At 71.1% G+C, this 16,065-nt stretch carries 17 protein-coding genes and 1 tRNA gene; 9 read left to right on the plus strand and 9 right to left on the minus strand.

Annotated elements, in window-relative coordinates; all coding sequences use genetic code 11:
- Positions 1–11 precede the first annotated feature (11 nt).
- Entirely contained in the window at positions 12–1,007 is a 996-nt protein-coding gene (locus AC0VX0_RS07050) for an arsenic resistance protein (RefSeq protein WP_101966154.1), read from the minus strand.
- Between the two features lie 54 nt (positions 1,008–1,061).
- On the opposite strand from AC0VX0_RS07050, the gene cmtR reads away from it, so the two are divergent.
- The 9 genes from cmtR to AC0VX0_RS07095 all read left to right on the plus strand — a co-directional run bounded on the left by cmtR (position 1,062) and on the right by AC0VX0_RS07095 (position 7,504).
- On the plus strand, positions 1,062–1,421 hold the full coding sequence (cmtR, locus tag AC0VX0_RS07055; protein WP_043278786.1) for a Cd(II)/Pb(II)-sensing metalloregulatory transcriptional regulator CmtR: 360 nt from the start codon (positions 1,062–1,064) through the stop codon (positions 1,419–1,421).
- Positions 1,418–2,089 carry a cation diffusion facilitator family transporter gene (locus AC0VX0_RS07060; protein WP_371204940.1) on the plus strand — a complete coding sequence of 224 codons (672 nt, stop codon included), beginning with the start codon at positions 1,418–1,420 and terminating at the stop codon, positions 2,087–2,089. The genes cmtR and AC0VX0_RS07060 overlap by 4 nt, the downstream gene beginning before the upstream one ends.
- A complete protein-coding gene (locus tag AC0VX0_RS07065) occupies positions 2,086–2,394 on the plus strand; it encodes a hypothetical protein (protein WP_020624338.1) in 309 nt (102 codons plus the stop codon). Before AC0VX0_RS07060 ends, AC0VX0_RS07065 begins: the two co-directional genes overlap by 4 nt.
- Positions 2,395–2,751: 357 nt before the next feature.
- Complete coding sequence (locus tag AC0VX0_RS07070; protein ID WP_240739668.1) at positions 2,752–3,192, plus strand: hypothetical protein; 441 nt, start codon at positions 2,752–2,754, stop codon at positions 3,190–3,192.
- Entirely contained in the window at positions 3,189–4,985 is a 1,797-nt protein-coding gene (locus tag AC0VX0_RS07075) for a type IV secretory system conjugative DNA transfer family protein (protein ID WP_020624340.1), read from the plus strand. Before AC0VX0_RS07070 ends, AC0VX0_RS07075 begins: the two co-directional genes overlap by 4 nt.
- Before the next feature lie 53 nt (positions 4,986–5,038).
- Positions 5,039–5,494: a single-stranded DNA-binding protein gene (locus AC0VX0_RS07080; RefSeq protein WP_020624341.1), complete on the plus strand. Its 456-nt coding sequence runs from the start codon at positions 5,039–5,041 to the stop codon at positions 5,492–5,494.
- A 15-nt stretch (positions 5,495–5,509) separates the two neighbouring features.
- Positions 5,510–6,082 carry a hypothetical protein gene (locus AC0VX0_RS07085; protein ID WP_070708793.1) on the plus strand — a complete coding sequence of 191 codons (573 nt, stop codon included), beginning with the start codon at positions 5,510–5,512 and terminating at the stop codon, positions 6,080–6,082.
- Positions 6,079–6,294: a helix-turn-helix transcriptional regulator gene (locus AC0VX0_RS07090; protein WP_020628096.1), complete on the plus strand. Its 216-nt coding sequence runs from the start codon at positions 6,079–6,081 to the stop codon at positions 6,292–6,294. The genes AC0VX0_RS07085 and AC0VX0_RS07090 overlap by 4 nt, the downstream gene beginning before the upstream one ends.
- 43 nt (positions 6,295–6,337) lie before the next feature.
- Entirely contained in the window at positions 6,338–7,504 is a 1,167-nt protein-coding gene (locus AC0VX0_RS07095; protein WP_308302086.1) for a tyrosine-type recombinase/integrase, read from the plus strand.
- 209 nt (positions 7,505–7,713) lie between these two features.
- Here AC0VX0_RS07095 and AC0VX0_RS07100 read toward each other — a convergent pair.
- The 8 genes from AC0VX0_RS07100 to AC0VX0_RS07135 all read right to left on the minus strand — a co-directional run bounded on the left by AC0VX0_RS07100 (position 7,714) and on the right by AC0VX0_RS07135 (position 15,961).
- Positions 7,714–7,787: transfer RNA gene (locus AC0VX0_RS07100), tRNA-Pro, on the minus strand.
- Positions 7,788–8,256: 469 nt separating this feature from the next.
- Positions 8,257–8,736, minus strand: a complete 480-nt coding sequence (locus tag AC0VX0_RS07105; RefSeq protein WP_357012990.1) for a hypothetical protein — start codon at positions 8,734–8,736, stop codon at positions 8,257–8,259.
- 104 nt (positions 8,737–8,840) lie between these two features.
- Positions 8,841–10,379: a ribosome biogenesis GTPase Der gene (gene der / locus AC0VX0_RS07110; RefSeq protein ID WP_020628099.1), complete on the minus strand. Its 1,539-nt coding sequence runs from the start codon at positions 10,377–10,379 to the stop codon at positions 8,841–8,843.
- On the minus strand, positions 10,376–11,107 hold the full coding sequence (cmk, locus tag AC0VX0_RS07115; protein ID WP_002857424.1) for a (d)CMP kinase: 732 nt from the start codon (positions 11,105–11,107) through the stop codon (positions 10,376–10,378). The genes der and cmk overlap by 4 nt, the downstream gene beginning before the upstream one ends.
- A gap of 1 nt (position 11,108) precedes the next feature.
- Positions 11,109–12,269, minus strand: coding sequence for a prephenate dehydrogenase (locus AC0VX0_RS07120; protein WP_020628100.1), 1,161 nt, complete (start codon positions 12,267–12,269; stop codon positions 11,109–11,111).
- Positions 12,266–13,222, minus strand: a complete 957-nt coding sequence (locus AC0VX0_RS07125; protein WP_036315713.1) for a pseudouridine synthase — start codon at positions 13,220–13,222, stop codon at positions 12,266–12,268. Before AC0VX0_RS07125 ends, AC0VX0_RS07120 begins: the two co-directional genes overlap by 4 nt.
- Before the next feature lie 221 nt (positions 13,223–13,443).
- Positions 13,444–14,304 carry a ParA family protein gene (locus AC0VX0_RS07130; RefSeq protein WP_036315755.1) on the minus strand — a complete coding sequence of 287 codons (861 nt, stop codon included), beginning with the start codon at positions 14,302–14,304 and terminating at the stop codon, positions 13,444–13,446.
- A gap of 241 nt (positions 14,305–14,545) precedes the next feature.
- The gene (locus AC0VX0_RS07135; protein WP_073117433.1) at positions 14,546–15,961 is read right to left on the minus strand and encodes a cation:dicarboxylate symporter family transporter; all 1,416 of its coding nucleotides are present in this window, start codon (positions 15,959–15,961) and stop codon (positions 14,546–14,548) included.
- Between the last annotated feature and the right edge of the window lie 104 nt (positions 15,962–16,065).

Below are 16,065 nucleotides of genomic sequence, written 5' to 3' on the forward strand. Positions count from 1 at the left end.
GAGGGGCCATTTCAGAGTATCTGAGGTCGTGAGTTCGCGGTGTCGATGTCGTCGGGGAGCAGTCGCGGGATGAGCCGCACGAACACGACCATGACGATGAGCTCGACGAGGGTCTGTGTGACAACGACGAGCGGAGCAAGGTCGAACGCGGCGGGTAGGGCGAGGACGAGCGGGAGGACGACGAGGGAGTTGCGGGTCGCGCCGCTGAACACGATCGCGCGGCGACCGGGGACGTCGATCCGGGCAACCTTCCCGGCGGCGGCACCGATCGGGACCATGACCGCGGCGAACAGGATGTAGACGGGGATGGCGAGCAGGAGCGCGCCGAGCTGTCGTCCGACGCCGGCGATCTGGGAGGCCACCACGACAGCGAGGCTGAGCATCATGAGCGGCACCATCGCCCCCAGCACGGTGCCCTGGATCGCTACGCCCCAGCGGGTGCCGGCGGCGGCAAGCTGGGTGAACCCCGCGGCAACGAGAGGCAGCGCGATAAGCAGCAGGAACGCCTCGATGAACGGGGCGAAGTCGACCGTGGCGACGAACTCGGCTCCGACGAACAGCCAGAGGTAGAGCGGCAGCAGGAGCATCTGCGCGAGCATCAGCAGTGGTGCGGCCGCGAGCAGCCGATCCTTGGCTCCACCGGCGATGCCGGTGAACACGATGACGTAGTCCACGCATGGCGTGAGGAGGACGAACAACACGCCGATCAGGAGCACCTGATCGTGGGCGACGATCCGCGAAAGGACGTAGACGACGATCGGGACGGCGACGAAGTTCACCGTCAAGACGGTGACGAGGAAGCGCCAGTCGCGGAACGCCTGCCCGATCTTCGCGAACGGCACCCCGAGGAAGGTCGCGTAGAGCAACAGCCCGAGCACGGGGTTGATCGCCAACTCCGCCGGGTGCGCAATCGCCGGGATCAGCAGCCCGATGCCCGCGCCGAGGACGAACGCGGCGAGGTAGAGGGGCACCTGCCACCGCTCCATCCACTCGACCGCCGTCCGCATGAGTCTTATCCTTCCAGCCTTCCAATAGGTCACTGATCGCTGTATAGCCAGTGTGTGCTGACTCTTGCTTCTCGGGTGGACGTGATGAACCGGCTCGGCCGGGCGATGGCCGACCCGACCCGCTCGCGCATCCTGCTGTCGCTGCTGGAGCAGCCGGGGTATCCGGCGAAGCTCGCCCGCGACCTGGACCTGACCCGTACAAACGTGTCGAACCACCTGTCGTGTCTGCGTGGTTGCGGGATCGTGGTTGCCGAGCCCGAGGGTCGGCAGACTCGGTACGAGATCGCCGACCCACACCTGACGGCGGCGCTCGTCGCGCTGGTGGATGTGACGCTCGCCGTCGACGAGAGCGCGCCGTGCCTGGACCCGGCCTGCAGCGTGCCCGGCTGCTGCGACACCGAGGCCACCGCATGATGAGCGCGCCGGCCCTGACCGACGAGCGCCGCGCCCAGCTGCACCGGCGGGTGCGGTTCATCGTCTTCTTCACGATCACCTGGAACGTCATCGAGGCTGTCATTGCGCTCTCGGCCGGCGCGGTTGCGTCGTCTGCGGCGCTGATCGGGTTCGGTCTGGACTCGGTGATCGAGGTCGCCTCTGCCGCCGCGATCGCCTGGCAGTTCACTCGCAGAGACCCCGAACGGTGGGAGAAGGCCACCGTCCGGGTGATCGGGGGCGCGTTCTTCGCCCTGGCCGTGTACGTCGCCGTCGATGCGATCCTCGCCCTCACCGGCGTCCGCGACCCGGATCACAGTCCGGTCGGTATCGGGATCGCGATCGCCAGCCTGATCGTGATGCCCGTCCTGGCCTGGTTCGAGTTTCGCACCGGCCGGGAGCTGCGCTCCAAGAGCGTGCAGGCCGATGCGAAGCAGCTTCTGCTGTGCATCTACCTCTCCGGCACCGTCCTCATCGGGCTCGTCCTCAACGGCCTGTTCGGGTGGGCGTGGGCCGACTCCATCGCCGCGCTCGTGGTGGCGGGCCTGGCGATCCGTGAGGGTATCGAGGCTTGGCGCGGCGACATCGAATCCCCCTTCGAGGTGCTCGAAGACCTCGACCACGACGACCACGAGGAGGTCACCCCGTGACCCACATCGGCCCGCTCAACGGCCTGCCCATCGCCTGCACGCTGACCCCCACCGCCGGCAAGGCGCAGATCGAGAAGTGGCGAGCATTCGACGAGGACTACGCACTCGAAACGGAACGCACCGACACGCGGCTGACCATCCACTACGCCAAGGTCGAGGACTCCATCGCCCGCCTTCGCGGGCTGGTCGAGGCCGAAAGCTCCTGCTGCTCCTTCGTCGACTGGCGCATCGAGGAGCAGCACTCGGACCTGCGGCTCGTGGTGACCGGCTCCCCGCAGCAACTCGCCGCCCTCAACGTCGGATAGTCCAGCCCGAGCCGAGCGTTCACCATTCCTGCGATTCCTTCACGAATCGTGAACTCCTCGCACTAATCCTGAACGTTCGTCAGCCGCGGAGCACTGGCCGTACTCGCCCGCGTACCTGATGGATATGAGACTGCGACCGACTTACACCGCGAACGAACTCACGGCGGTTGGGACAGATGCGCACGAGTTCGGGAATCTCGACGTGCCTTCAGGAATCCCGAACGATCGGCAGGATTCCTGATGCTCCGGCCCCGCTACAAGCGATCCTGGGGCGAACCCGCATCCCGAAGCGGGAGTGCCGAGCCCGTGCCGGTCGTGCTCCCGCTCGTCGCCATCACCATCGCCGAGGACGGCCGCATGACCGTCACTGTCGACGGGGCGCCGTTCGAGCCGGAGCCGTTCGCGCCGCCGTGGCGGCGGGAGGACTTCGCCCGCGTCCTCGACCAGCTCACCGACCTGCGCCGCTCCCCGGTGCGGGTCGAGGTGCGCGAAGCGGACGGAACCGTGTTCACCGACATCATCACCCCGAGCAGGCGCCGCCGCACCGAACCCGATCCAGAGCCGGCATCGGAAGAACCGGCCCGCCGACCGGCGGCGGAACTCGTCGCGCTGCACGGGGAAGGGTTCGTTCCCGGCGAGGACGTCGCGATCGCCGTCGTCATCGCCCACGGCGATGCCGCCCCGGACGGCACCATGCGCGGCCTCGTCGAAGCCCACCAGCTCGCCGGGACCCCGACCCGCGAGGTCATCCTGCTCGGCCGCGTCTCCGGCACCCTCACGATCGGCCACCCCGAATGAGCACGCCCCGGCCCACGGGAGCGCTCGGGGACGAGCTGAGCAACCTCGGCATCGGCATCCTCATCGGCACGGCGGTCCTCGCCGCCATCCTCCGCGGCGCCGGGTCCGTCGCCGCCTGGATCACCGGCGTCAACCAGCCCACTGGCGGAGTCGAAGCCGGACTGGGCGTGCTGCTGGGCCCCGGTGACCCAGCGACCGCGCTCGGCGCACCGGGCCTGAGCGCCGTGGCGTACTGGATCACCGCCGGTCTGCTGGTCCTCGGCGCCGGAGTGGCCGGCTGGTGGACGTGGCGGTTCTTCCGCGAGCACGGCCGTCAAGTGAATACCGACCCGTACCGCATCGCCGGGATCGCCACCCGCAACGAGGTCGCTAAGGCCGCCTCGGAGGCGGCGCTGCTGCGCCGGGCCGGTCACCTGCGGCCCTCGCTCCACCAGCCGCAGCCGAAGGATGTCGGCTACCGGATCGGCGCCTCACATGGCACGAGCGTCTGGGCGTCCGTCGAAGACAGCATCCTGCTGATCGGCCCGCCCCGCTCCGGGAAGGGCGCCCACATCGTCATCAACGCCATCTTGGACGCCCCTGGCGCGGTCGTCACCACATCGACGCGGCCGGACAACCTGACCGCGACGCTCCGCGCCCGGCAGAAGATCGGCCCTGTCGCGGTGTTCGACCCCCAGCACCTCGCCGAAGGCCTACCCGCCGGGCTCAGGTGGTCACCCATCCGCGGGTGTGAGGACCCTTTGACGGCGATGATCCGCGCGACCGGCCTTGCCGCCGGCACCGGTCTCTCGGCCGGCGGGGTCGAGGGAGGCGGGTTCTGGGAGGGCAAGACGAGGACCGCGCTCCAGGCGCTCCTCCATGCCGCCGCCCTCGATCACCGGCCGCCCTCGGAGCTGTTCCGTTGGACCCTCGACCCCTCCGCCGCCGCGGACGCAGTGGCGATCCTCACCGCGAACCCGCGAGCGGCGACTGGGTGGGCGGACTCGTTGCAGGCGATGATCGACTCCGACCCCCGCACGCGCGACTCCATCTGGCAAGGCGTCTCCCTCGCCCTCGCCGCGCTGGCAGACCCGCGCGTGCTCGACGCCGTCTCGCCGCGCGAGGACGAGGACTTCGACCCCGAAGCGTTCCTCCGCGACCGAGGAACCCTCTATCTGCTCGCCACCGGAGCCGGCGCCAACAACTCCGCTGCGTTGGTGGCGGCGTTCGTGGAAGACGTCGTGGAAGCCGCCCGCCGCCTCGCCGCCACGAGCCCCGGCGCCCGCCTCGACCCGCCACTGCTGCTCGCACTCGATGAGGTCGGCAACCTCGCACCCTTGCCCTCGCTGCCGACGCTCATGGCAGAGGGCGGCGGAACCGGGATCACGACCATGCCCGTACTCCAAAGCCTCGCGCAGGCGCGGGAGAAGTGGTCGGAGAACGCGGCCGGCGCGATCTGGGACGCCGCTATCGTCAAGATCGTCCTCGGCGGAGCGTCGAACTCCAAGGACCTGCACGACCTGACCACGCTCATCGGCGAGCGCGACGAAGTGACCGACTCCACCACGGTCGGAGACCACGGCTCCCGCTCCGCACAGCGCTCCATCCGCCGCGTGCCGATCATGCCGCCCGACACGATCCGCACCCTCCCGTTCGGGACTGCACTGGTGCTGCTGCGCTCCGCACCACCCATCGTCACCCGATTGCGGACCTGGACCGACCGGCCCGACGCGAAACAGCTGCGCGACGACCGGGCCGACATCGAGGCGACGCTGCAGCACCGCTCGGAGGAGCCGCCGGGCGCACCTGCCTGACAGAGCGGCCCCACCGTGGGGTCGCCGCCGATGTCAGAAAGAGGGGCAGTCCAATGGCTCTCCACACGCAGGAATCCGTCTCGGGGTTCATCGCCTCCGACCCGCAGCTCACCTACACGGAGCGGGGCGATGCCCGGTTCTACGCCAAGATCGGGCAGGAGCACTATCGCAAGGAGCCGGACGGGTCGTTCACGCAGACCGAGACGACCTTCCACGACCTCGTGGCGTTCAAGAAGACCGCCGAGCGCGCCCACGACCGGCTCGCCAAGGGAGACAAGTTCGTCGCCGAGGGCTACACCCGCGAGTACGACCGCGCCACGCCGGAAGGCGAGGTGGTCAAGTCCGAGGAGTTCGTCGCGAAGAAGCTCGGCCACGACCTCGCCCGCACGAGCTACGAGGTCGACCGCACCCGCCGCCAGCCCGCCGTCACGCAGGAGACCGCGGGGCAGACCGTCGATGTCGGCGCCCGCCGCGAATCACGCGGCGCCGCACCGGCGCTCGGGCTCTGAACGGCGGTGACCGTGATGAACCAGAACGACACCGCCCCCGAGACCGACGAACCGGACCTGGACGGGGAGGCCGCGGAGTTCGACGGGCCGCTGATCCCGGAGCCTCCGCACCCGATCAACTGGAACCTCCTGACCAGCGAGGAAGCGGAGGCCGAGTGGCTGGAGCTGAACCGCTGGGTCGACTGGCTCCGCCGCACCTACGGGCTGCCTGCTTCGGTAGTTCCGCCGTTCTGGCACCGCCACCCGGAGCTGTTGTGGGAGCTGAGCGCTCTGCACCTGCATTGGCTGTCCGCCTACGACCCGGAGCAGAACGGCTCCGCGCCGCTGGGCTGGCATCGCGACTTCGCCGACGCCCGCCAGCGGCTCCGCGACTGGGTCGCCGCTTCCGGAACCCGTCTCGACCGAGACCGCCCGACCCGGCAGACCACCTGGCCCGGCGAGGACCCGGCAGGCCCGGTCGAGGACACGATCATCGCTCACCGGGATCAGGACTTCGTGCAGTTCGTCCTCGACGATGTCGCCGCGCGCCGCCAGGCCGAGGACGACTTCTATGCCGGACTCGACCCGAACACCGGAGAAGTCGCATGAGCGATACCGGCGGCACGATCGTGGTCTCGCCTCTAATGGACAGTCGGGAGATCGCCGCCTATCTCAAGGTGTCCGAGTCGACTTTGTCGAGGTGGCGTTCGGCTGGTCAGGGGCCGCCGTTCCTGCGGCTGGGCGGGATCGCCCGGTACCGCATCGACGCGGTCGACGCCTGGCTGGCTGGGCTGGAGGACAGCCATGCCCCGGAAGGGTGAGCCGCTCCCGCACGCGCAGCCAAAGCCGGTGCCTCCGGTCGGCGTGAAGATCTCCACCGACCTGGAACGTCGCTCCTACGGCATCCGCGCCCGTGCCCGCTGGACGGACCCGATCAGCAAACGCCGCATCATCCGCTCCGAGATCGTCGATGACGAGGCTGCGGCGCACGAGTTCTTCGACTCGCTGCGGCAGTCATCGGCCAAGGGCATGGACGTGTCCATGACGCTCACCGAGTTCGTCACCACGATCGGCGACCGATGGGCGCGCGGCCTCGACCCCACCTCCACCGGGGAGACCTACGGGTACGGTCTCAAGCTCCGGGTGCTACCTGCCCTCGGGCACCTGCCGGTCGCGCAGATCACCGCCGGGATCATCGACCGCACCATCGATGCCTGGGAGAAACGGCACGGGGCGTCAACGATCAAGAACTCCATCGCCCCGCTCGTGCGGGTCCTCGATGAAGCGGTGCGCGACGGGCTCATCCCGATCAACCCCGCGAAGAACCGTGCCAAGCGCAGCCTGAACCGCAATGCCTTCCGTCTCCAGCCTGCGGAGGATGCTTCCCCGCGCGCGCATGCGATCCCCGACATGGCAACGCTGACGACGCTCGCTGAAGCCTGCGGGAACATTCACCAGTCCTACTCCGACTTCGTCATGCTCGCCGCCCTCCTCGCAGCGCGCTCATCCGAGGTCTCGGGCCTTCAGGCCGGTGACGTCCGGTTCGACAAGAACATCGTGATGATCGCACGGCAGACCTACCCCGGCAAAGGCGGGCTCATCACGAAACAGACGAAAGGCCGGAGAGAACGCCGCGTCCCGATCCTCGACCCGCTCCGCCCGATCCTCGAGCGGCTCGCGGAAGGCAAGGAGCCCGAGGACCGGCTGCTGATCGGCCCGAAGGGCGGCGCTCTCACGACCGCGACCGTGCGGGACGCCACGAACTGGGACCAGATCGTCAGCGATCTCGGCCTGCCCGACCTCACCCGGCACGGCCTCCGGCACACCGGAGCCACCTGGATGGCAGACGCAGGCATCCCGCTGCACGTCCTCCAGGACATCCTCGGCCACGCCTCCGTCGAGACCACACGCGGATACCTGCACCCCGACGACCGCCACCTCGCATCCGCCGCAGAGCAGGCCAACGCCTTCCTCGCCCGATCCGCCAAGGCCAGCAGACCGAGCCGGCGTGAGGCCTCGAGGCCACTGTGACGGGGAGCCGGAAGCCACGACCGGGGGCTCTGGTCCCCTTTTGGTCCCCTTATCCACAGGCGGCGTTTTCCAGAGAGCCAGATATGCCCTCCGACGTCTGTGATGCGGCATCGATGCCTTGGCGAGGGGACCAGAGGGGGACCAACAAAAACCCGTCGTCAGACATGACGAAGCCCCGATGAAAATGGCTTCTCATCGGGGCTTTTCTGTCGGGATGACAGGATTTGAACCTGCGACCCCCTGACCCCCAGTCAGGTGCGCTACCAAGCTGCGCCACATCCCGTGGCATCGATTTTCAGTTGTTCGGGCCGATCAGAGCGGGGTAAACCCCTTGACCCCCAGTCAAGCGCGCTACCAAGCTGCGCCATAGCCCGTGGCGAATCGCGGTCATCCGCGCTTCGGCACCCGATGAGCATACCCCACCGGCACCGCCGGGCGCGAATCGGAAGCGGGCCTGCCAGGTCGTCGTTGTCAGGGGCAAACCGCGCGACACCCCCGAAACGTGAACAAGGGGCCCACGTCCTCTTCACAGACGTGAACCCCTCATCCCTTGACCGAGGGCCACCCGACCGAGAGTCCCCCAGCGACCGCGGCCCCGGCGTACCGGTGGGCCTGGCGGTCTGCACGAACCCTCTCATGACTGAGGGTGCAGTCGCGCACGTGAGAAGTGTAACACGCTGAGCCGCTCCGATCCGCCGTTCCGGGCGCGTCGCAGGGGCGTGTCGGGGGCCTCACGGAGCCCCGTCGCAGGCTCAGAACGTGAAGGTCCGGTCTCCCACGCGGAATTCGACGTCCTCCAGGTCCGGGATGGCGTCGCGCGCCCGGTCCGCCGCCTCCCGCATCGTGTCCTCGAGAACCTGGGGATCGGCCTCGAGCAGGGACCGGCCGTACTCGATGACCACCTTCCCGTCCTCCCGAAGGGCCTCGACGTCGACGATGTCCGAACCGGAGGGCAAGGATCGCGTCAGGCCCTCGACGACCTCGGCGGCGCGCTGGTCCGCCTCCTCGAGGGCGCCCTCGGCCTCCTGACGCAGCTGCCCCAGGTCCACACGGTCCGAGGCGTCCGCCTCCAGCTCGCTGATCCGGTCCTCGGCCTGGGCGAGCCGGTCCTCCGCGCTCTGCAGCGCGGCCCGGGTCTCGCCGTCGTCGACGGCGCAGCCCGATGCGGCCAGCGCGAGCGCGGCCAGGGTGGCCAGGGACAGGGCGGCGGGGCGACGTCGGATGAGGCTCATGCCCTCAGGCTACGAGACGAAGGTGGACGAACGGTGGGAGCCGGCCGGGACGACGACGTCCCCCGGCGCGGGTGGCCGAGGGACGTCGTCGGGGCAGAGCCGGATCAGCGGCGGCGACCGCGCTTCTCGCGCACGCGCATCCCGATCTCGAGCGGCGTGCCCTCGAACCCGAACGTCTCGCGCAGGCGGCGCACGATGAACCGGCGGTAACCGGGGTCCAGGAACCCGGTGGTGAACAGCACGAACTTGGGCGGCCGGCTCGAGACCTGGGTCGCGAACAGGATGCGGGGCTGCTTGCCGCCGCGCAGCGGGTGCGGGTGGGCCGCCACGAGCTCGCCGAGGAACGCGTTGAGCTTGCCCGTGGGGATACGGGTGTCCCACGAGTCCAGGGCGAGGTCCAGCGCGGGGACGAGACGGTCCTTGTGCCAGCCGGTCTTCGCGGAGATGTTCACGCGCGGCGCCCACGCGACGTGCGCCAGGTCCCGCTCGATCTCCTTGGCCAGCTGGAGCCGCCGATCCTCATCCACCTGGTCCCACTTGTTGAACGCGATCACGAGGGCGCGACCGGAGTCCAGCACCATCTGGAGGATGCGCACGTCCTGCTCCGAGATCACCTGCGGCGCCTCGAGCAGCACCACGGCCACCTCCGCGCGGTCCAGGGCGGAGGCCGTACGCAGCGACGCGTAGTAGTCGGCGCCGTGGGCCATGTGCTGCCGTCGACGGATGCCGGCGGTGTCCACGAAGCGCCACAGCCGTCCGCCGAGCTCCACGAGCTCGTCCACGGGGTCGCGCGTGGTGCCGGCCAGGTCGTCCACCACCACGCGGTCCGAGCCGGCCAGCTTGTTCAGCAGCGAGGACTTGCCCACGTTCGGCCGGCCCACGAGGGCGATCCGGCGCGGGCCGCCGCGCGGCACGAGACCGCCGTGGGCGGACTCCTCCGGCAGCGCCTCGAGCGCGGCGTCCAACAGGTCCGCGACGCCGCGGCCGTGCACCGCGGACACCGGGTACGGGTAGCCGAAGCCGAGCGACCACAGGGTGGCGGCGTCGGCCTCCTGGACCATGTCGTCCACCTTGTTGGCGGCCACGATCACCGGGCGGTCCTTGCGACGCAGCATCGAGACCACGGCCTCGTCCGTGGCCGTCATGCCGACGGTGGCGTCCACCACGAACACGACGGCGTCCGCCACGTCCACGGCCAGCTCGGCCTGCTCGGCCACGCGACGGTGGATGCCCTTGGCGTCGTGCTCCCAGCCGCCGGTGTCCACCACGGTGAACTCGCGGCCGTTCCACTCGGCGTCGTAGGAGACGCGGTCGCGCGTCACGCCGGGCACGTCCTCCACCACGGCCTCACGGCGGCCGATGATGCGGTTGACGAGCGTGGACTTGCCGACGTTCGGCCGGCCCACGATGGCCAGCACGGGCGGCACGGGCGCGTCGACGTCCTCGTCGGGCCCGAGCTGCCACGCGTCGAGGAGGGCGGCGTCGTCCTCCTCGAGCTCGTAGTCCTCGAGGCCGGCGCGCAGCGACGCGGCGCGCGCCTCGGCCTCCTCCTCGGTCATGGCGGCGAGCCGCTCGGCCACCTGATCGTCGCCGGCGGGGACGAACTCGTCCTCACCGGAGCGGTGCTGGGGGTTCTCGGTCATCGTCGGCCTCCCTTCACGGCCGGAATGCCGGCCTGGTCCTCGACGGCGGCCAGGACGGCCGCCACGGTCTGCTCGAAGTCGAGCTCGGTGGAGTCCACGAGCGCCACCCCGTCGGCGGGGCGGTCGAACGTGGACACGGTGGCGTCGCGGGCGTCGCGCCCGGCCACCTGACGGTGCAGCGTGCCGGCATCGACGCCGGTCTCCCCCGCCGCGGCCAGCTGGCCCGAGCGGCGGGCGGTGCGCACGGCCTCGGAGGCCGTGAGCAGCACGCGCGCGTGGGCGTCCGGGGCCACCACCGTGGTGATGTCACGGCCCTCGGCGACCATCCGGCCCGCGGCGGCGATCGCCGCCCGCTGGCGACGATGCAGCTCCTCGCGCACCGGGATGACCACGGCGACGGTGGAGACCGTGTCCGTGACCTCGGGGCCGCGGATCGCCTCGGTGACGTCCGTGCCGCCGACCCGCACGGCCTCGACGTCCGGGTCGGTGGACTGGTCCAGGTCCATGGCGACGGCGGCCGCCGCCACGGCCTCCGCATCGGCCAGGTCGACGCCCTCGTGCAGGCAGTGCCACGCCACGGCGCGGTACATGGCGCCGGTGTCCAGGTACGCGGCGCCGAGACGCCGGGCCACGGCCTTGGACACGGACGACTTGCCCGAGCCCGAGGGGCCGTCCACCGCCACCACGAGCGGCGCGGGTGCGACGTCGTCGCGGGTGTGCTCGGTCATCTCAGACCACCTTCCATCCGGCGGCGGTCAGCGCCGCCACGAGTTCGTCCCTGCGGCCGGGCAGCACGGAGATCTCCACCATGCCGACCCGGTGGCCCGAGGCGTGCTCGAGCCGCAGGTCCTCCACGTTCACGTCCGTGCGGCCGACCTCGTCGAGGAGGGCCGCGATCTGCCCGGGGGCGTCGTCCACGATCACCGTGACCACCGCGAACGCCTGCGGCGGCGCCCCGTGCTTGCCGGGCACCCGTGCCCGACCGGCGTTGCCCTCGGCGATCAGCTGCGCCATGTCCAGCCGCGCCCCGGGGGCGGAGGGGTCCTCCAGGGTGCGGATCAGCCGGTCCAGGTCCGCCCGCAGCCCGTGCAGCGCCGGCACGATCCGCCCGGCGTTGCCGGAGAGGATCTGCACCCACAGCTGCGGGTCCGACGCTGCGATCCGGGTGGTGTCCCGCAGCCCGTTGCCGGCCAGGGCGAGCGCCTGGTCCGGGGTGTCCTGCAGGCGGGAGGCCACGAGCGAGGCGGCGATCTGCGGCAGGTGCGAGATCAGCGCGACCGACTCGTCGTGGGCGCGGGCCGCCATCCGGTACGGGGTGGCCTGCAGCGTCCGCGCGAGCGCCCGACCGGCCGCGAGGGCGCCCGGGTGCGTCGTGTCCGTCGGGCACAGCACCCACGGCGCCTGCGTGAACAGGGTGCCGCGGGCCGCCACGGGACCGGACCGCTCGGAGCCGGCCATCGGGTGCGTCCCGAGGTACCGGTCGGCGTCCTGCGGGGCCAGGCGGCCGTCGTCGACGGCAGCGCGCACGCCCGCGGCGACCGCCTCCTTCACCGAGGCGATGTCCACCACCACGGCCGCGGGCCAGCGGCGCAGCGAGTCGACCACGACGTCGGCGGTCACGTCCGGCGGCGCGGCCACGACGACGAGTCCCGGGGCGACGTCGAGGTCGTCGCCCTCGGCGTCCAGGCGGGCGGGGCGTCCGGCGCGGATGTCCGCGGCCACGGCCAGGGCGGCGGGCGAGGGGTCGTGCAGGCGCACGTCCACACCGGCCGCGCTCAGCCCGATGCCGATCGAGGCGCCCAGCAGACCGGTCCCCCGGACGAGCACGGGCTGCGGGATCCCGGCCGGGCCGTCACCGAGCTTGGCGGCGGACTCGGCGGGCGCGCTCACAGGCCGACCAGGGCCTTGAGGTGGCCCAGCTCCTGCGCGTTGAGTGCGCGGACGGTGCCCTGCTTCTGGTCGCCCAGCAGGATGGGGCCCACCTTGACGCGGACGAGCCGCTCGACCGGGTGGCCGATCTCCTGGAACATGCGACGCACGATGCGGTTCTTGCCCGAGTGCAGCACGACCTCGACGAGCACGTGGCCCGGCGTCGAGTCGACGAGCTTGAACGAGTCGACCTGCGCCACGCCGTCCTCCAGTTCCACGCCCTCGCGCAGCCGGTTCGAGACGCCCTTGGCCAGCGGGCCGCGGGTCTGCACCACGTAGGTCTTGGGGACCTCGTAGCTGGGGTGGGTGAGGCGGTTGGCCAGCTCGCCGTCGTTGGTGAGGATGAGCAGGCCCTCGGTCTCGTTGTCCAGACGGCCCACGTGGAACAGGTGCTCCTGCCCGGGCTTGAGGTAGGTGGCGATCGAGGGCCGGCCCTCCGGGTCCACCATCGTGGAGATCACGCCGCGGGGCTTGTTGAAGACGAAGTACTGCTTGGTCACGTCCGTCTGCACGGAGATGCCGTCCACCCGGATCACGGCCGTGGCCGGGTCCACGCGCACGCCGGGCTCGGTGACGACGACGCCGTCCACCTCCACGCGGCCCTCGGCGATGAGGTCCTCGCTCACGCGCCGGGACGCCACACCCGCCGCGGCCAGCACCTTCTGCAGGCGCTCGCCCGACTCGTCGTGGATGCGGTCGAGGTGGGCGGCCTTGGCCCGGGCGGCGCCGGCGCCGCGGCCGCGGCGACCGCGGGTGCGCGGCACGGCGTCCTCGTCGAAGGGGGCCTCCTCACGGGGGGCGGCGGCGCCGCGGCGGGCACCGATCTGTCGCTGGAAGTCGCGCTCCTGGAACGGGCCGCCCCGTCGACCGACGGCGGGGGTGCGTCCGGAGCCTCGCGGCTTGCGGGAGTTCATGGGGAGGGCGTCCTTTCGGGTGCGCGTCAACGGCGCCGGTCGGGCCGGCGGCGGACGGGTCAGGGGGTGAGGGACGGCCCGGAGACGGACACGCCCGGCTCCATTCTCGCAGATCAGCGGCGTCGCGTCTCCCGGCCACCGCTCCCCCGCCGCGAGCGCGCAGCGAACCGGCCCGGTCCCGAGACGGGACCGGGCCGGCGTCGTCGGCGCTCAGCGGACGGTCACGGCGCGCCGCCGCGGCAGATCAGCTCGCGGGCGAGCTGCCGGTAGGCCTTGGCACCGTCGTGGTTCTCGGCGAACAGGGTGATGGGCGTGGCCGCCACCGTGGCGTCGGCGAACTTGATGGACCGCTTGATGACGGTCTCGAACACGCGGTCCCCGAAGCCGGCCACCAGCGAGCCCACGACCTCCTTGGAGTGCAGGGTCCGCTGGTCGAACATCGTGGCCAGCACGCCGTCGATCTCCAGGTCCGGGTTGAGCCGGTCCTGCACCTTCTCGATCGTCTCGACGAGCAGGGCGACCGCGCGCAGCGCGAAGAACTCGGCGGTCAGCGGGATGATCACGCCGTGCGAGGCGGTCAGCGCGTTGACGGTCAGCAGGCCCAGCGAGGGCTGGCAGTCGATGAGGACCACGTCGTAGTCGTCGCGGACCTGGCGCAGCGCGCGCTCGAGGACCTGCTCGCGGGCCACCTCGTTGACGAGCTGCACCTCGGCCGCGGACAGGTCGATGTTGGCCGGCAGCAGGTCCATGTTCTCGAAGTCCGTGGACAGGATCGCGTCCTTCGCGGTCACGGACCGCTCCATGAGCACGTTGTACACCGTGGTGTCGAGCTCGTGCGGGTTCGCGCCCAGGCCGGCCGAGAGGGCGCCCTGCGGGTCGAAGTCCACCATGAGCACCCTGCGGCCGTAGCCCGCGAGCGCGGCGCCCAGGTTGATGGTGGAGGTCGTCTTCCCGACGCCGCCCTTCTGGTTCACCATCGAGATGATCCGCGCCGGGCCGTGCGAGGTCAGGGGCGCGGGCTCGGGGAAGTCGTGCTTGGGCCGGCCGGTGGGCCCGAGCACGGGCTCGCCGTGGATGGTCATCACGGGGATCGGTTCTCTCGAGGTCACGGCGGCGCCGGCTCCTTCCACGGTGGTCTGCACGCCCGGCCGCGGGCCGCGGCGCGCCGCGGCCGCCGTCGTCGGCGTGTCCGGATCTTCCCCCACCCTAGTGCCTGGCGTTCCCGGGACGACGGCGACGCCGGGGACGGGCCGGTGTCCAGGCTCATCCCCGGCGTCGCCGGTGGTCGACGGTGCGGCGTGCCGCGCGGGCCCGCCGCCTCCGTCAGCGGGTGGGGTTCCGGTCGCCGTCGGCGGCCATGGTGAAGTTCAGGCTGGAGTCGGGGTGGCCCTCGTAGGCCTGCTCGGCGATCGTCGGGGACTGCTGCGGGTCGTGCGCGGCGCCGTCGTGGCCGGCCACGGTGGCCTCGTCGAACTTCAACTCGCCACTGAGGACGCGCCGGGCACGCTCGCCGTCGAGCTCGCCCACCCAGCGGCCGATGAGGAGCGTGGCCACGGCGTTGCCGGTGAAGTTGGTCAGGGCGCGGGCCTCGGACATGAACTTGTCGATGCCCACGATCACGCCCATGCCGCCGAGCAGCTCGGGTCGGTGCGCCTGCAGGCCGGCGGCGAGCGTGGCCATGCCCGCGCCGGTGACGCCGGCCGCGCCCTTCGAGGCGATGATCATGAATACCAGCAGGCCGATCTGCTCGCCGAGGTTCATCTCCGCGCCCATCGCGTTGGAGACGAAGAGCGCGGCCATGGTCAGGTAGATGGCGGTGCCGTCCAGGTTGAAGGAGTAGCCGGTGGGCACGGTCACGCCCACGACGGACTTGTCCACGCCGGCGTGCTCCATCTTGGCGATCAGGCGGGGCAGGGCGGTCTCGGAGGAGCTGGTGGCGAAGATGAGCAGGTACTCCCGGCCCAGGTACTTCATGAGGGACAGGATGCTCAGGCCGGTCACGACCTTCAGGACGGTGCCGAGCACCACCACGATGAAGGCGATGCAGGTCAGGTAGAAGGCGCCCATGAGCAGCGCCATGGCGCCGATCGCGGACCAGCCCGTGGAGCCGACGACGGCGGCGATCGCACCGAACGCGCCGATCGGGGCGACCCACATCACCATCATGAGGATGCGGAACACGACGCCCTGGATCAGGGTGAGACCCCGCAGCAGCGGGGCGCCGGCCGGGCCCATCTGCTGCAGGGCGAAGCCCACGAGCAGGGCGATGAACAGGGTGGGCAGCACCGGCAGGGAGCCGGGGATGATGTCCAGCAGGAACTGGACGGTGCCGTCCGCCGCGGCCTGGGGCTTGTTCGGGTCGTAGGGCGTCAGCTTGAGGCCCTCGCCGGGGTGGATGAGGTTGCCGACGACGAGGCCGACGGCCAGCGCGAACGTGGACATCGTCATGAAGTAGGCCAGGGCGATGCCGCCCACGCGGCCGACGGTCGCGGCCTTGGCGATCGAGCCGACGCCGAGGACGATCGTGCAGAAGATGACCGGGCCGATCATCATCTTGATGAGGGAGACGAAGCCGTCGCCCAGCGGCTTGAGGGACTTGCCGAACTCGGGGAAGAGCAGGCCGACGGCGGCGCCCAGCACCACCGAGGCGATCACGGCGATGTACAGCCAGTGGGTGCGGTCCTTCTTCGTCGCCGGGGCCGGCGGGGCCGAGGTCTCGGCCGGTGGGGTGTGCGCCATCGGGCGTTCCGTTCTGTGCGGTGGTGGGGCGCCGCCGAGCGGTCCGCAGCGGCGCGGGAGGGATGTGACCACTCTCGCGGCCCCGGGTGGTGTCGGTCACGATT

It is taken from the genome of Micrococcus sp. iso_26, from assembly GCF_056172975.1.

Coding starts and splice junctions, on each gene's coding strand:
- AC0VX0_RS07105 (WP_357012990.1), bottom strand. CDS start 8,736: ATGAGCCTCATCCGACGTCGCCCCGCCGCCCTGTCCCTGGCCACCCTG.
- cmk (WP_002857424.1), bottom strand. CDS start 11,107: ATGACCGAGCACACCCGCGACGACGTCGCACCCGCGCCGCTCGTGGTG.
- AC0VX0_RS07125 (WP_036315713.1), bottom strand. CDS start 13,222: ATGAACTCCCGCAAGCCGCGAGGCTCCGGACGCACCCCCGCCGTCGGT.
- AC0VX0_RS07135 (WP_073117433.1), bottom strand. CDS start 15,961: ATGGCGCACACCCCACCGGCCGAGACCTCGGCCCCGCCGGCCCCGGCG.
- AC0VX0_RS07130 (WP_036315755.1), bottom strand. CDS start 14,304: ATGACCATCCACGGCGAGCCCGTGCTCGGGCCCACCGGCCGGCCCAAG.
- AC0VX0_RS07060 (WP_371204940.1), top strand. CDS start 1,418: ATGATGAGCGCGCCGGCCCTGACCGACGAGCGCCGCGCCCAGCTGCAC.
- AC0VX0_RS07075 (WP_020624340.1), top strand. CDS start 3,189: ATGAGCACGCCCCGGCCCACGGGAGCGCTCGGGGACGAGCTGAGCAAC.
- AC0VX0_RS07080 (WP_020624341.1), top strand. CDS start 5,039: ATGGCTCTCCACACGCAGGAATCCGTCTCGGGGTTCATCGCCTCCGAC.
- der (WP_020628099.1), bottom strand. CDS start 10,379: ATGACCGAGAACCCCCAGCACCGCTCCGGTGAGGACGAGTTCGTCCCC.
- AC0VX0_RS07085 (WP_070708793.1), top strand. CDS start 5,510: ATGAACCAGAACGACACCGCCCCCGAGACCGACGAACCGGACCTGGAC.
- AC0VX0_RS07070 (WP_240739668.1), top strand. CDS start 2,752: ATGACCGTCACTGTCGACGGGGCGCCGTTCGAGCCGGAGCCGTTCGCG.
- AC0VX0_RS07050 (WP_101966154.1), bottom strand. CDS start 1,007: ATGCGGACGGCGGTCGAGTGGATGGAGCGGTGGCAGGTGCCCCTCTAC.
- AC0VX0_RS07090 (WP_020628096.1), top strand. CDS start 6,079: ATGAGCGATACCGGCGGCACGATCGTGGTCTCGCCTCTAATGGACAGT.